Origin of the sequence: Rhizobium leguminosarum, assembly GCF_002953715.1 — a bacterium.
GTDB classification, from domain to species: Bacteria; Pseudomonadota; Alphaproteobacteria; order Rhizobiales; family Rhizobiaceae; genus Rhizobium; species Rhizobium leguminosarum_V.
This window is the reverse complement of record NZ_CP025012.1, coordinates 3063129-3076219: the sequence shown is the minus strand read 5'-3', so window position 1 is coordinate 3076219 and position 13091 is coordinate 3063129. Positions and strand designations below refer to the sequence as shown.

At 60.7% G+C, this 13091-nt stretch carries 14 protein-coding genes; 5 read left to right on the top strand and 9 right to left on the bottom strand.

All coding sequences use genetic code 11. The features are described 5' to 3' along the window. Positions 1 to 264: 264 nt before the first annotated feature. Together CUJ84_RS15540 and CUJ84_RS15535 are read left to right on the top strand one after the other, a co-directional pair. Positions 265 to 1170, top strand: a complete 906-nt coding sequence (locus CUJ84_RS15540; RefSeq protein WP_105006870.1) for a glycosyltransferase family 8 protein — start codon at positions 265 to 267, stop codon at positions 1168 to 1170. Between the two features lie 47 nt (positions 1171 to 1217). Further along, a complete protein-coding gene (locus tag CUJ84_RS15535) occupies positions 1218 to 2087 on the top strand; it encodes a 3-deoxy-manno-octulosonate cytidylyltransferase (protein ID WP_105006869.1) in 870 nt (289 codons plus the stop codon). 109 nt (positions 2088 to 2196) lie between these two features. On the opposite strand, the gene CUJ84_RS15530 is transcribed toward CUJ84_RS15535, so the two are convergent. Next, positions 2197 to 3294 (bottom strand): calcium:proton antiporter, encoded by a 1098-nt coding sequence (locus CUJ84_RS15530; RefSeq protein ID WP_105006868.1) that lies wholly within the window; start codon positions 3292 to 3294, stop codon positions 2197 to 2199. Between the two features lie 231 nt (positions 3295 to 3525). Here CUJ84_RS15530 and CUJ84_RS15525 point away from each other — a divergent pair, with 231 nt between their 5' ends. Next, entirely contained in the window at positions 3526 to 3807 is a 282-nt protein-coding gene (locus CUJ84_RS15525; protein ID WP_017965291.1) for a DUF2188 domain-containing protein, read from the top strand. Positions 3808 to 3809: 2 nt separating this feature from the next. Here CUJ84_RS15525 and CUJ84_RS15520 read toward each other — a convergent pair whose 3' ends face one another. Together CUJ84_RS15520 and CUJ84_RS15515 are read right to left on the bottom strand one after the other, a co-directional pair. Beyond that, the gene (locus tag CUJ84_RS15520) at positions 3810 to 4325 is read right to left on the bottom strand and encodes a GrpB family protein (RefSeq protein ID WP_105008203.1); all 516 of its coding nucleotides are present in this window, start codon (positions 4323 to 4325) and stop codon (positions 3810 to 3812) included. A 95-nt stretch (positions 4326 to 4420) separates the two neighbouring features. Continuing rightward, positions 4421 to 5320, bottom strand: a complete 900-nt coding sequence (locus tag CUJ84_RS15515; RefSeq protein WP_105006867.1) for a LysR family transcriptional regulator — start codon at positions 5318 to 5320, stop codon at positions 4421 to 4423. Between the two features lie 94 nt (positions 5321 to 5414). On the opposite strand from CUJ84_RS15515, the gene CUJ84_RS15510 reads away from it, so the two are divergent. After that, the gene (locus CUJ84_RS15510; protein ID WP_105006866.1) at positions 5415 to 6437 is read left to right on the top strand and encodes an NAD(P)H-binding protein; all 1023 of its coding nucleotides are present in this window, start codon (positions 5415 to 5417) and stop codon (positions 6435 to 6437) included. Here CUJ84_RS15510 and CUJ84_RS15505 read toward each other — a convergent pair. The 6 genes from CUJ84_RS15505 to trxB form a co-directional block, all read right to left on the bottom strand. After that, positions 6434 to 7234 carry an aminoglycoside phosphotransferase family protein gene (locus CUJ84_RS15505; protein ID WP_105006865.1) on the bottom strand — a complete coding sequence of 267 codons (801 nt, stop codon included), beginning with the start codon at positions 7232 to 7234 and terminating at the stop codon, positions 6434 to 6436. The two genes, CUJ84_RS15510 and CUJ84_RS15505, sit on opposite strands and share 4 nt — an antisense overlap. A gap of 78 nt (positions 7235 to 7312) precedes the next feature. Next, a complete protein-coding gene (locus tag CUJ84_RS15500; RefSeq protein WP_105006864.1) occupies positions 7313 to 8437 on the bottom strand; it encodes an alkene reductase in 1125 nt (374 codons plus the stop codon). Between the two features lie 25 nt (positions 8438 to 8462). After that, complete coding sequence (locus CUJ84_RS15495; RefSeq protein WP_105006863.1) at positions 8463 to 9629, bottom strand: MFS transporter; 1167 nt, start codon at positions 9627 to 9629, stop codon at positions 8463 to 8465. A gap of 1 nt (position 9630) precedes the next feature. After that, the gene (locus CUJ84_RS15490) at positions 9631 to 9924 is read right to left on the bottom strand and encodes an ArsR/SmtB family transcription factor (protein WP_018484589.1); all 294 of its coding nucleotides are present in this window, start codon (positions 9922 to 9924) and stop codon (positions 9631 to 9633) included. Positions 9925 to 10477: 553 nt separating this feature from the next. Next, complete coding sequence (locus CUJ84_RS15485) at positions 10478 to 11374, bottom strand: LysR family transcriptional regulator VtlR (RefSeq protein ID WP_018446649.1); 897 nt, start codon at positions 11372 to 11374, stop codon at positions 10478 to 10480. A 22-nt stretch (positions 11375 to 11396) separates the two neighbouring features. After that, on the bottom strand, positions 11397 to 12371 hold the full coding sequence (gene trxB / locus CUJ84_RS15480; RefSeq protein ID WP_003541649.1) for a thioredoxin-disulfide reductase: 975 nt from the start codon (positions 12369 to 12371) through the stop codon (positions 11397 to 11399). 231 nt (positions 12372 to 12602) lie between these two features. Between trxB and CUJ84_RS15475 the strand changes: the two genes are divergently transcribed. Next, a complete protein-coding gene (locus CUJ84_RS15475; protein ID WP_105006862.1) occupies positions 12603 to 13070 on the top strand; it encodes an Lrp/AsnC family transcriptional regulator in 468 nt (155 codons plus the stop codon). Positions 13071 to 13091: the final 21 nt, after the last annotated feature.

The following is a 13091-nucleotide window of genomic DNA, read 5'->3' as shown; positions in this document are numbered from 1 at the left end:
TTTCAAAAATACCGATCGAAGGCCTGCCGGCGACGGCGGGCCTTTTTGTTTGCCGTGACGTTGGGCTGGCGCTGCGATAGTAGCTCACATCCCGATTCAACATGCTGCGGAGTTGATTCCGCTTTGCCTCTCAAGTCGTTGAAATCCGATTCAAAACGTGACGCAGAGTGACGGTCCGGCGGGTGATCTGCGGTTGCGGGTTGGCATCAAACCAACTAGATATCCGGCATCAAGTTTAAGTTGCCGCTTCGGGAGGCCGGGATTTTGCAGCAGAGTGCCGTGATCGTCTGTTCGGATGTCAACATGCTGCCTGCCGCCTGCTGCACCCTGCTTTCCGTCAAGCGCAATCTCTCGGGTCTTGCCGTGGAGTTCCTGCTTCTCGGCATCGACCTCAAGCCGAACGAGATCGCCCAAGTGGGAAATTTCGCGCGGCTGCATGACATGGCGATCAGGGTGCTGCCCTACAATACGCCGGATACGGCGCTGCAGGCGCGGGGCCGCTGGTCGGGCGCGACATTGGCGCGACTCTACATGGATCTGCATATACCCGATCATATCGAGCGCCTGCTCTATCTCGACGCCGATGTGTTGGCGGTTTCACCGGTCGACGAACTCTTCACGAGAAATCTTCAAGGCAAAGCGCTTGCTGCGGTCGACGATTATGTCATGGCCTTTCCTGAGAAGGCCGGTGCCCGACAGCGGAAGATCGGCATGCGCGCGGACGGTCGCTACTTCAATGCCGGCGTGCTGCTGTTCGACTGGTCGGCCTGCCGGGAGAGGCAGCTTTTTGCCAGGACACGGGAGATCTTCGAGGAGCGGTCGCATCTCTTCGAGAATAACGACCAGGATGCGCTGAATGTCACCTTCGACGGCGACTGGCTGGTGCTCGATCCGCGCTGGAACACGCAGACGGGCCTGCTGCCCTTCGTCGCCCGGCCGGCGATCCTTCATTTCACCGGCCGGAAAAAGCCGTGGCAGGCCACCGTGCCCTGGGTGCACCGGCGGATGGCCAAGCACTATATCGAGGATCTCAGCAACACACCGTGGGCCTCTTTCTGCAGGCAGCCGTCGATGGCGGGTCGGGTTGCGGGTTTCTTCTCGCATTTGGGAAAGCGCATCGGCGGGCTGACGCGGCTGGCACGAACGCGCGCCTATTTCAGCAACAGCTAGTAAGGCGGTCAGAGCGCATCGTCCTTGGAAAGTGCATGTGAGCCGGTATGGAAGCAATCTCCAGTGATACGCAGAGTGCCGCCGCCGCAGATGGCGGCTTCAACGTCCTGACGCCGGAGGCGTGGAAGGCGCTGCTGTCACCCTATTCCCACATCGTGCTGGTGGCAAACAGCGAAGCAGTCGATTTCGGACGGCTGCGAAGCGAATTGCCGGAGACGGCGCTCTACGTCTTCTTCAACAATGTTTATAAGGTGCTCGACGAACCCTTCGCCGGCCATGCGGTGCTGATTGCCCGCAGCGGTGTGATGGGCGCCAATATCGTCCACCGGCGCGAGGTGGTGGATGTCCTGCGTTTCTTTGCCGGCGACGATTTTCTGGGTGTCGTCAACATTCGCGTCTCGCCGGAGGAGAACTTCAGTGACGAGAGCGGCTTCAAAGGCGCCAGAACCCGCCATCTCGATCTGACGCAAATGCTCGGCGATCTCTATCCGACCGACAAGATCGCGACGAGCGGCTTTGCGATGGCGCTTTGGCTCGCCGAGTTGCAACTGCCGGGCAAGATCCTGCTTGCCGGCTTCTCGGCCAAGAGGAGCGAGAAGTGGAAGGTCTTCGACGTGCACGACTGGACGTTCGAGCAGATCTTCCTGCGTCTCTTTGCCAGGATGGGCACGATCTCGATGATGGGCGGCGTGGACGTCAGCCCCTATGCGGCACTCGCCAAACGCTTCCCACAGGTGCCGCCGATCGAGATCGCGATGACCGCGGCTGAAGTTCTGTCGGAACGGCTCCACAATGCGAACGGCCAGATCGACAGGCTGATGTCCGTCACCAAATCGATCCGCGCCATCGAAGGTTTCTTCCGGCGCTTCAAGCCGAAAACCCGCAAGCAGCGTTTCCTCGAAAAGTCGAAGGAATGACTGTCGAAAGCCCTCTCCAAAGGCGCGGCTGTCAAGAAGCTAACTCTTTGAGCTGATTTTCCGCGCGCGGATGGCTGCTCTCCATTCCCCGTCAGGAGAAGGGAAGCCGTCAAAGTCCCAGCGCCGTCAGCATGACGAAGGTGGCGAAGAGGATGAAATGCGTCATGCCCTCGATAGCGTTGGTCTCGCCGTCGTTGAGGTTGATCGCGGCGGCAATCAGCGTGATCGCCACCATCACCGTCTGCACCGGGGTCATCGCCATGATGAAGGGCTGGCCGGTATAGAGCGCGATCGCCTCCATGACAGGCACGGTCAGGATGACCGTCGACAGCGAGGCGCCCATGGCGATGTTGACCGTCGCCTGCATGCGGTTCCTGAGTGCCGCCCTTAATGCGGTCAGGATCTCGGGGGCGGCCGAAATCGCTGCTACGACCACGGCGGTCACGGCGATCGGCGCGCCGCTGTCGCGCAGGCCTTCGGTCATGAAGGCGGCCATGAACTCCGCCAGCAGGCCGATGATGACGACGCCGACCAGAATGGTGGCGATCGAGATCGCCGCCGACTCGTCGGGGCCATGCTCGTCCGGACTTTCCTTCTTCCGTTCGGAGCGCGGGTAGCTGTAGCTGAAGAAATAGCTGTGCTGGCCAACCTGCATGCGCAGGAAGAGGCCGTAGAGCGCGATCATCGCAACGATGGTGAAGGCGGAATAATAGTGCCATTTGTCGCTGGGCACGAATTCCGGCACGATCATCGAAATACCCATGGCTGTAAGGATCATCACGCCGTAGGTCTTGCCGGAATTGTCGTTATAGGGCTGTTCGCCATGCTTGAGGCCGCCGAGCAGGGCGGCCAGGCCGAGAATGCCGTTGATATCGAGCATCAGGGCCGAGTAGATCGTGTCGCGCACCAGCGTCGGCGAACTCTCGCCGCCCATCATGATGGCGAGGATGATGACTTCGACGGCGACGGCCGAAAGCGTCAGGATCATCGTGCCATAGGGATCGCCGACCTTGACGGCGAGCAGTTCGGCATGATGGGCGACGCGGATCGAGGCGAGCACGATGGTGCCGACCAGGGCGACGGCGGCAATCAGCGCGACGCCGCGCCCCATCCCGATCACGGCGTGTTCCAAGAGATAGGCGATCGCTGCAACGACAAGTGCGGCGACCAGAAACCTTTCCTCTTTAAAGCGTGACGCGAACCCCAAGCCTCAGCTCCTATTCCGATTCATGCATTTAATCTAAGTCGCTGATTTCGCCTATCAAGCGAGCCCCGGTCGAGTGCCATTTGCAGTCTTCAGCGTTTAATGGAATACTGAACGTCATCGGGGCCGGAAAGCAGATCGCGGCGTCCTCGAATTCTCGTCAAGCGGCCGCGATGATCCGGATCCTGTCCGGAAGCGTGCGAATGCGCAACAAGAAGATGAGGAGACGGATGCATGATCAAGGTGGTCTACGAAGTCGTGCCGCATGACGGCGGCTGGGCCTACAGGCTGGGAGGTGTCTATTCCGAGGCATTCCCGACCCATGCCGAGGCGCTCGAAGCTGCGCGCATCGTCGCGGCCGAACAGCAGGTCGGCGGCGATTCCGCCGAGATCAGTTGGCAGGACGAGAACGGCAAATGGCATGAGGAATATGCCGAGGGTGGCGACCGGCCGGAAACCGAGGTGGTGGACGGCCTGTGGAAGGACCGTACGGCCGAGGCCTCGCAAGGCATCTGAAGTTAAGCATCGCCCGTCAATGCCCGCGCGACGATCGCATCGACGAATTCGCGCTTATGCGCAGTATAGCGGTCGCCGTCCATCCTGAATTCGGCTGCCAGCCTGCGTTTGAGCGCGGCATAATCGGCCGCCGCTTGCGGATGCGCGATGAGATAATCCCGGAAAGCCAGCCTGTTTCGATGCGTGCCGTTGCCGGAAGGGCAAAGGTAGACCCGTTCCGTCGGCACTGAACCTCTCGATAGAAAAGCCCAGACCTCGTCATCATAGCGGTTTCCGCGTGGCTCGTAGCCTTCTGCCAGGAGCACGCGTGTGGCGCCCTCGATATGCCCGAGGCCGGGAAGAACGATGTCGATATCGATAAGCGGCTTGGCTGTCATGCCCGGTATGGACGTGCTGCCGATGTGATCGATGGAGATCGCTTGCGGCAGCAAGACCAGCAGCCTGTCGCGGATGCGCTGGAAGGCTTGCGGCCATTGCGGATCGTGAGGCACGAGTTCAACCGGGCTGTGCGTTATCATTTCCATCCCGCTGGGGTGCTCGACGCGTTAAGGAGCCTCTATCGCTTCGAAATTTGCGCATGATTCTTTCCGAAAATCGATTCTGATTTTCGCGATTATGCGCTGGTCGAATATCGGTAATAGCCCTGAAGCCCCTTGACCAATACATCAAAGGTAGCGCGGCAGCGCGGCGAAGACTTCAGGCTCTCATGCATCGCCACCCACGTGCCGAGCGGTATGCTGAAGGTATCAGGCAGGATGTGAACAAGGTCGGGATTTTCACGCGCGAGCCCTGTCTGGCAGATGCCGATGCCAACGCCAGCACGGATCGCCGAAAGTTGGGCGAGGTTGCTGTCGGAGCGGAAGGTGAATTCGATGCCAGGCACCGCATAACGTTTCATCACCATGCGGACATAGGCCGTCTGCCGGTCGAAGCCGATGAGCCGGTGGTTTGCAAGGTCAGCCAGGGTCTGCGGAATGCCGTATCGTTCGAGATAGCGGCGATGGGCGTGAAAGCCGAGCGGGATATCGCCGATGCGGCGCACGACGAGCGCACCCTGCTGTGGCTCGGCCATGCGCACGGCGATATCGGCCTCGCGGTTCACCAGGTCCTCGATCGTATCGGAAGCCGAGAGCTCGATTTGAAGTTCCGGATAAGTCTCCTGCAGCGGTCCGAGAATCCCGGGCAGCACTTCGACGGCGATGACCTCGCTGGCGCTGATCCTGACCGTTCCCGCCACGCGATCGCGCTCACCGGATGCGGTGCGCAAAAGGGCGGCGGTGGTTGCCGCCAGCGTTTCGGCATAGGGCTTCAGTGCCAATGCGGCGTCGGTCGGCAGCAGCCCGTTCGGTGAGCGGGTGAAGAGTTCGGCGCCGATCGCCAGTTCCAGAGCATCGACATGGCGGCCTATGGTCGGCTGGGTCAGCCCCAGTTCACGGGCGGCGGCCGAAAGCGACCCCTGCTGGAGCACGGTCACGAAACTGCGGTAGAAATCCCAGCTCGGTTCGACGTTCATATATTTATGTATAGTGGATGCATTTATTTCGTCAATTTCGTTTATGCCATTCTGATGGCATGATCCTCTCATCCGATCGAAGGAGATGATTGTCATGAACAGCGAAATGAAGACGACGGCCCTCGTTCTCGGCGCCACCGGCGGTATCGGCGGCGCGGTTGCCCGCAAGCTGCTTGCGCGCGGCTGGCGCATCCGGGCGCTGAACCGTGACGCCGCCAAGGCGTCGAGGAGCGAGCCGGCTTTCGAATGGGTGCAGGGCGATGCGATGAATGCCGGTGACGTCCTGAGGGTGGCTGAAGGCGTCGGCCTGATCGTCCATGCCGTCAATCCGCCCGGCTATCGCGACTGGGAAACGCTGGTGCTGCCGATGCTCGACAATACCATCGCCGCTGCTCGCGCCGTCGGCGCGCGCATCGTGCTGCCGGGCAACGTCTATAATTTTGGTCCCGATGCCCTGCCGGCGCCGACGGAAGAAAGCCCGCAGAATCCGCTGACGAAGAAGGGGGCGATCCGCGTCGAAATGGAGAAGCGGCTGAAGGCCGCGTCGCAGTCCGGCGCCGGCGCCATCATCGTCAGGGCAGGGGATTTCTTCGGTCCAGGCACGACGGCCAATAGCTGGTTTTCGTCCGGTCTCGTGACCCCAGGCAAGCCGGTCGGTACGATCAGGAACCCAGCATGGCGCGGCATGGGTCATCAATGGGCTTACCTGCCAGACATGGCAGAAACCATTGCCCAACTCGTCGAGCGGGCCGACCGGCTGCCGGCTTTCGCCGTCTATCATATGGAGGGCTTCTGGGATGCGGACGGCATGCAGATGGCCGAAGCGATCAAGCGCGTCGTCGGCGGTAAGGCGAAGATCGGCAACTTCCCCTGGTGGATCGTGCCACTTGCCGCTCCTTTCGTTCCTGTGATGCGGGAGGTCAAGGAGATGCGCTATCTCTGGAAGGTGCCGGTGCGGATGCGGAATACCAGGCTTACGGCCGAACTCGGTAAGGAACCGCAAACGCCGATCGACGAGGCGGTCAGGGCTTCGCTCGTGGCGCTTGGCTGCCTGCCCGAACCGCATCGTGACACGGCGGCCGCCCTTATCGGGCATTCGCCTCAGAATGCGGGTTAAGTCCGAAGCTCAGCCAGTGCGATCCGGGCGACCGTCAGGGCGGTTTCTGTCTGCTGAATGTTCGTATCGCCGAGGAACCAGGCGGCGGAAAGACCGGAATAGGCGGCGATCCATTGCAGCAGCCGCTTCGGCTCCAGCTTCGCCTCTGCCGAGACGATGGGGAGCTGGCGGCGGAAACGGGCGGGGTCGGTGATGACAGGCAGTTCCTCGTTGGCGAAGATATTGGCGAAATCGAAGCCGCGCTCGCCATGGAGCCGCTTCGGATCGATTGCCAGCCAGCCGCGTGCCTCGAAATCGAGGATATTGTCGTGGTGGATGTCGCCGTGGAGGATGGTGACATCACGCTGATCTGCAAGGAGGACGTTGGCGATCGCCGAGCAATCGGTAAGCGTGCCGCCATGCTTGCCTGCTGCCGGCTCCAGATCGCGGAACCAGCGGGTGAGGGGTATGGGATCGGGAAGCGGTTTTTCTCGCGGCGCATGCAGCCGCGCCGCTGTCCGGCAGAGGATGCGGCTTGCCTCGTCGTCCTCGCCGTTCATCGCCATGGCAAGCAACGAGCGTTTCCCCGTCGCCCTTTCAAGCAGCACCGCGTCGCCTTCATGGGCGTAGACATAGGCTGCGCCGTCGCCGTCCCACCATTTCATCAACAGCGCGCCATATCGTTCGTCGATATCGGCCGCCACCTTCAGCATGGCTGGCTTGTTCTGCCAGAGGACCGGCAGCAGGCGGCTGGAATGTGTGATGATGGGTTCACCGTCTGATATCAGCGACCAGCGATGGAGATAAGAATCGAACATGGTCACACGCTACAAAGATGCATCGAAAATGGAAATCCCGCCTTTCGGCGGGATTTCGCGGTTTGCATTCCAAAAGGCTCAGGCGACTTTTTCGAGGATGGGATAGTCGATATAGCCCTTGCTGGTGCCGCCGTAGAAGGTCGACTGGTCGGGCGTGTTGAGCGGCAGATTGTGTGCCAGGCGCTCGACGAGATCGGGATTGGCGATGAAAGGCTTGCCGAAGGCGACGAGATCGGCGCGGCCGCTTTCGACGGCTTCAATCGCCAGATCGCGATCGTAGCCGTTGTTGACCATCCAGTCGGCTTTGCCGCCGGCCTTTTCATAAGTCTGGCGCAGTGCCTTGTAATCGAAGGCGGGATTGTCGCCCTGCTTGTAGTCGCGGTCGCCGCCAGTCTGGCCTTCGATGACATGGATATAGGCGAGGTCGTATTTGGCCAGTCCTTCGACGACATTTGCGAAGGTCGCCTGCGGATTGGAATCGTAGCTTTCGCCGGACGGCGTCACCGGCGAGATGCGGATCGCCGTGCGACCGGCACCAATTTCCTTGACCACGGCATCGACGACTTCGAAGGTCAGACGGGTGCGGTTTTCGATCGAACCGCCATATGCATCAGTACGGTCATTGACGCCATCGCGGATGAACTGGTCGAGCAGATAGCCGTTGGCGCCGTGGATCTCGACACCGTCGAAACCGGCGTCGATCGCCGCCCGGGCAGCCTTGCGGTAATCCTCGATGATGCCGGGGATTTCGGCCGTTTCGAGCGCGCGCGGCTCGGAGGTGTCGGCAAAGCTGCCGGTGCCGTCGGCGTTGACCAGATAGGTCTTGGCCTTGGCGACGCGGTTGGTCGATGAAACCGGCTTTCCGTCGTTCGGCTGCAGCGTTGTGTGCGAGATGCGGCCGACATGCCACATCTGGACGACGATCTTGCCGCCTGATGCATGGACTGCGTCGGTGACGCGTTTCCAGCCGTCGAGAGCCTCTTTGGTGTAGAGACCAGGCACGTTGGCATAACCCTGGCCCTGATGGGTGATCGCGGTTGCTTCGGTGATGATCAGGCCGGCGGTGGCGCGCTGGCGGTAATATTCGACGTTGAGATCATTGGGGATTGCGCCCGGCGAGCGGTTGCGGGTGAGCGGCGCCATGACGATGCGGTTCTTGACTGATATGTCGCCGACTTTCGTGGGGTCGAAAAGCTTGGCCATGTTGGTCCTTTCTTTTGCGGGAGGATCACTCGGCAGGGGCGAGGGCGGCCCGGCCCCTGGCGGAGAGATAGGTGAGCGCTGTCGCGCCGAGGTCGATCAGGGCCATCAAGGCTGCGGCGAGCGGAACGCGGGTAAGATCGAAGCCGGCGTCAATGACCAGGCCGCCCACCCAGGCGCCGAGCGCATTGCCGGTGTTGAAGGCGCCGATATTGATTGTTGAAACCAGGTTCGGGGCGTCTTTGCCGAAGCCGACGACGCCCACCTGAAGTGCCGGCACGGCGGCAAAGCTTGCCATCGCCCAAAGGAAGAGGGTGATTTCAGCCGGGATGAAGAAGCGGCTCGTATAGCTGAAGGCGATCGAGGTGATGGCGATTGCGGCGAAGACGCCGGCAAGCGTCGCGCCGAGCCGCCAGTCGGCAAGCTTGCCGCCGACGAGGTTGCCGATGGTCAGTCCGAGGCCGATCAGAAACAGCGTCCAGGTGACGCCTTCCGGCGAAACGCCGGTGACGTCGCGCAGCAGCGGCGCAATATAGGTGAAGAGAGCGAACATAGAGGCGGCGAAGAAGACGGTGGTGGAGAGTGCCAGCCACAAGCGGCCATTCCTGAGGGCTGCGATCTCACGCAGGATGCTGCCGTTTTCTTGCTGCTTATCCCTGGGCAGGATGGCGATTAGGCCGAGAATGGTGACGATACCGATGACGGTGACGACGCCGAAGGTGGCGCGCCAGCCATAGGCCTGGCCGATCGCGGTGCCGAGCGGCACGCCGAGAACATTGGCGAGCGTCAGGCCGGTGAACATCAGCGCGACGGCGCGGGCCTTGCGATCCTCGGCGACGAGGCCGGCGGCAACCACCGAGCCGATGCCGAAGAAGGCTCCATGGCAGAGTGCCGTAACGACTCGGGCGATCATCAGCACCCAGTAGTCGCTCGCCAGAGCGCAAAGCAGGTTGCCGGCGATGAAGAATGCCATCAGCGCAATCAGCGCAGTGCGGCGCTTCAGCTTCGCAGTTGAAATGGCCATCACAGGGGCGCCGATCGCGACCGCAAGGGCATAACCGGTGACCAGCCATCCGGCCTGCGGGATGCTGACCGAGAGATCGGCGGCGACCTCCGGCAACAGACCCATGATGACGAATTCGGTGGTGCCTATTGCAAACGAGCTCAAGGCGAGAACGAGGAGGGCGAGGGGCATTCTAAAGATCCTGCGTCAGTTGCTTGAGGAAGGCGGCGATCGTTTCTTCGTTGCGCTTATAAAAGATCCACTGGCCGACGCGTTTGGTGGTGACGAGGTCGGCGCGATGCAGCGTGCCGAGATGGGCCGAGACCGTCGACTGCGACAGGCCGCAGCGCTCGAACTGGCTGGCGCAGACGCCCATTTCAAAAGGATGCTCCTGCGAGGGGAAATGTTCCTCGGGGTTTTTCAGCCAACTCAGAATGTCCATCCGGGTGGGATGGGCGAGGGCCTTGATAATTTCGTCTTTGTCCATCGTCATTCGCCGAACCATAAATCGTGTTTAACCGATATATTGATCGTCGGACTTCGATATGCAAATCACGGAGGCGTGAGGCCGTGGTGTTTAGCGAGTGCGCAAATTTTGGGCAAAAAAAGAGGGCCACCGGAAAACCAGGGCCCTTATAATTGTGAAGGTCAAAAACCTCCAGAGGGGAACAGCTAATGCGGTGGTACTGGGAGAGAAACCACAAGATGCATCAGCTGAGAGAGATATGGTGCTTCCTTGAGCAGGTTTCAATGCTTTTTTGTGCATGTCTGCTATGCGCCGCACAATTTTTTTGCGGTGCGGCATTTATCGAGGAAGCAAGGGCAAAAAAAGAGGGCCACTGGAAAACCAGGGCCCTTATAAGTGTGAAGGTCAAAAACCTCCAGAGGGGAACAGCTAATGCGGTGGAACTGGGAGGAAAAGCCACCATGTGCATCAGCTATGTGCGATATGGTGGTTTATTGGGCAAACGGCAACCCTCATTTGTGCATGCCAGTCATGCACGTTCTGCATAGTCGGCAATTCATCAATAAAACCGGGCTCAAAAGTTCCAGTTTCTGGCCTTGCTGACGATAAAATCGCGGAAAGCCTTCAGCTTGGCGGCGTTCTTGATCTCGTCGGGATAGCAGAAATAGGTGTCGAAGGAGGGGACGTCGGCATTGATCGCCAGCTGGATCAGGCCGGGGTCGCGGCCGACGATGTAATCCGGCAGGCAGGCGACACCGATTCCGAGCAGGGCGGCGCGCTTGATCGAGGTCTGGCTGTTGATCTGCAGATGCGGAATACGCTTGTTATCGGAGGAGCGGCCGGCGACCTCAAGCCAGTTGACATCGAGCAGGTAACTCGGCGCCGGCTCGCCGAAGGTGATGATGCGGTGATTGTCGAGATCCTCGACCTTCTGCGGCTCGCCGTGGCGGTTGATGTAGGAGGGGGCCGCATAGACGTGCATGTGCACGGTGAAGAGCTTGCGCTGGATGAGGTCGGATTGCTGCGGCTGGCGCAGGCGGATCGCGCAGTCGGCATGACGCATGTTCACATCCACTTCCTCATTGTCGAGGATCAGCTGGATCTGCACATCGGGATAAAGCTGCAGGAATTCCTGGATCTTGTCGGTCAGCCAGCCCTGGCCGAGACCGACGGTCGTCGTGACGCGCAGCTTGCCGGATGGCGTCTCGGTCGTTTCGGTGAGCTGCATCTTCACGGTTTCGAGCTTCAGCAGCACGTCATGGGCGGTGCGGTAAAGCAGCTCGCCCTGTTCCGTCAGAATCAGTCCTCGCGCATGGCGATGAAACAGCTTGGTGCCGACATCCTGCTCCAGCGCGCTGACCTGGCGGCTGATGGCGGACTGGGACAGATGCAGTTTATCCGCCGCATGCGTGAACGAACCCGCCTCGGCAGCTGCGTGAAAAATACGCAGCTTGTCCCAATCCAATGGCATTCCCCCACCCCTCATGCCGATCTTACTCCGCGGCCACGGCGACGGGCATGTGGCCCGTCAGATATCGCTCGGCTTCAAGTGCAGCCATGCACCCCAAGCCGGCGGCAGTGATCGCCTGGCGGAACGTATCATCCGTCACGTCGCCCGCGGCATAGACCCCGTCCAGGCTGGTCGCAGTCGAATCCGGCGCGGTCCAGAGATAGCCATTGTCCTTCAGTTTCAGCTTGTCCTTGAAGAGTTCGGTTGCCGGCGCATGGCCGATCGCGACGAAGACGCCATCGATCACCATGTCGGTGATCGTGCCCGTGCGGGTGTCGCGCAGGCGCGCGCCGGACACGGATTGCGGCATTGGCGGCTTGGCCGGTGTGCCGGTTATTTCGGCCACTTCGGTATTCCACAGAACCTTGACATTGTCCTTGGAGAACAGGCGTTCCTGCAGGATCTTCTCGGCTCGGAAGAAGTCGCGCCGGTGCACTAATGTGACCGACTTGGCGATGTTGGAGAGATAGAGCGCCTCCTCGACGGCGCTGTTGCCGCCGCCAACCACGATCACATCCTTGTTGCGATAGAAGAAACCGTCGCAAGTGGCGCAGGCCGAAACGCCGAAGCCCTGGAAATGCTGCTCGCTCTCGATGCCGAGCCACTTGGCCTTGGCGCCGGTCGCAATGATCAGCGTATCGGCGGTCCAGACCTGGCCGCTGTCGGTGCGGGCGACGAAGGGGCGCTGGTTCATATCGACTTCGGTCACGAGGTCGTTGACGATCTCGGCGCCGACATGTTTTGCCTGCTGCAGCATCTGCTCCATCAGCCAGGGACCCTGGATCGGATCGGCAAAGCCCGGATAGTTCTCGACATCAGTGGTGATCATCAGCTGGCCGCCCTGTTCGAGACCGGCGATCAAAACCGGTTTCAGCATGGCGCGCGCGGCATAGACCGCGGCAGTATAGCCTGCGGGTCCGGAACCGATGATGAGCACCTTGGTGTGGCGGGCAGGCATGTCATTTCCTTTCGACTGGCGGGAGGGCGGCGGCTAAGTGGCGATTGCGGCCGTTTCGCGGTCCATCCGCCATTTATGAACGTCCAATGCTTTTATTCAAGGGCAGCCTTGCGTTACCAACAAGGCAAATTGCCCAGATGTGCAAGAATCCGTCACCGGTGTGAAACTTTCTTGCGTATTCCGCGGCTTTATATAGAAGCTCCCCGCGGAGAATTAAAGAAAGGCAATGATGTGGGGCGTGCGGAACTCGACGTCATCGATATAAAGATCCTCCGGGAACTGCAGGGCGATGGCCGCATGACCAATGTGGAGCTCGCCGATCGCGTCGGCATCTCGGCGCCGCCGTGCCTGCGCCGCGTGCGCAAGCTCGAGGAAGCCGGCATCATCGAGGGCTACCACGCGATGCTGAACAGCCCGAAGCTCGGCTTCGACCTCGTGGCTTTCTGCATGGTCGGCCTCAAGCACCAGTCGGAAGGCAATCTCAAGGCCTTCGCCGCTGCCACCGCCGAATGGCCACTGGTGCGCCAGGCCTGGATGGTCTCGGGCGACAGCGATTTCCTGCTGCATTGCGTGGCGGAGAACCTCACCCGCTTTCAGGATTTCGTCATCGAGGTGCTGACGGCGAACGAACATGTCGATACCGTGCGTACCATGCTGACGATCCGGCAGGTGAAGAAGCTCGGACTGGTGGAAGTCTAAAGCCACTCGGCAGATAGACCG

Bases quoted from the DNA above. Each gene is read 5' to 3' on its own strand.
- CUJ84_RS15535 (WP_105006869.1), top strand. From the start codon at position 1,218: ATGGAAGCAATCTCCAGTGATACGCAGAGTGCCGCCGCCGCAGATGGC.
- CUJ84_RS15525 (WP_017965291.1), top strand. From the start codon at position 3,526: ATGATCAAGGTGGTCTACGAAGTCGTGCCGCATGACGGCGGCTGGGCC.
- CUJ84_RS15520 (WP_105008203.1), bottom strand. From the start codon at position 4,325: ATGATAACGCACAGCCCGGTTGAACTCGTGCCTCACGATCCGCAATGG.
- CUJ84_RS15515 (WP_105006867.1), bottom strand. From the start codon at position 5,320: ATGAACGTCGAACCGAGCTGGGATTTCTACCGCAGTTTCGTGACCGTG.
- CUJ84_RS15510 (WP_105006866.1), top strand. From the start codon at position 5,415: ATGAACAGCGAAATGAAGACGACGGCCCTCGTTCTCGGCGCCACCGGC.
- CUJ84_RS15505 (WP_105006865.1), bottom strand. From the start codon at position 7,234: ATGTTCGATTCTTATCTCCATCGCTGGTCGCTGATATCAGACGGTGAA.
- CUJ84_RS15500 (WP_105006864.1), bottom strand. From the start codon at position 8,437: ATGGCCAAGCTTTTCGACCCCACGAAAGTCGGCGACATATCAGTCAAG.
- CUJ84_RS15495 (WP_105006863.1), bottom strand. From the start codon at position 9,629: ATGCCCCTCGCCCTCCTCGTTCTCGCCTTGAGCTCGTTTGCAATAGGC.
- CUJ84_RS15490 (WP_018484589.1), bottom strand. From the start codon at position 9,924: ATGGACAAAGACGAAATTATCAAGGCCCTCGCCCATCCCACCCGGATG.
- CUJ84_RS15485 (WP_018446649.1), bottom strand. From the start codon at position 11,374: ATGCCATTGGATTGGGACAAGCTGCGTATTTTTCACGCAGCTGCCGAG.
- trxB (WP_003541649.1), bottom strand. From the start codon at position 12,371: ATGCCTGCCCGCCACACCAAGGTGCTCATCATCGGTTCCGGACCCGCA.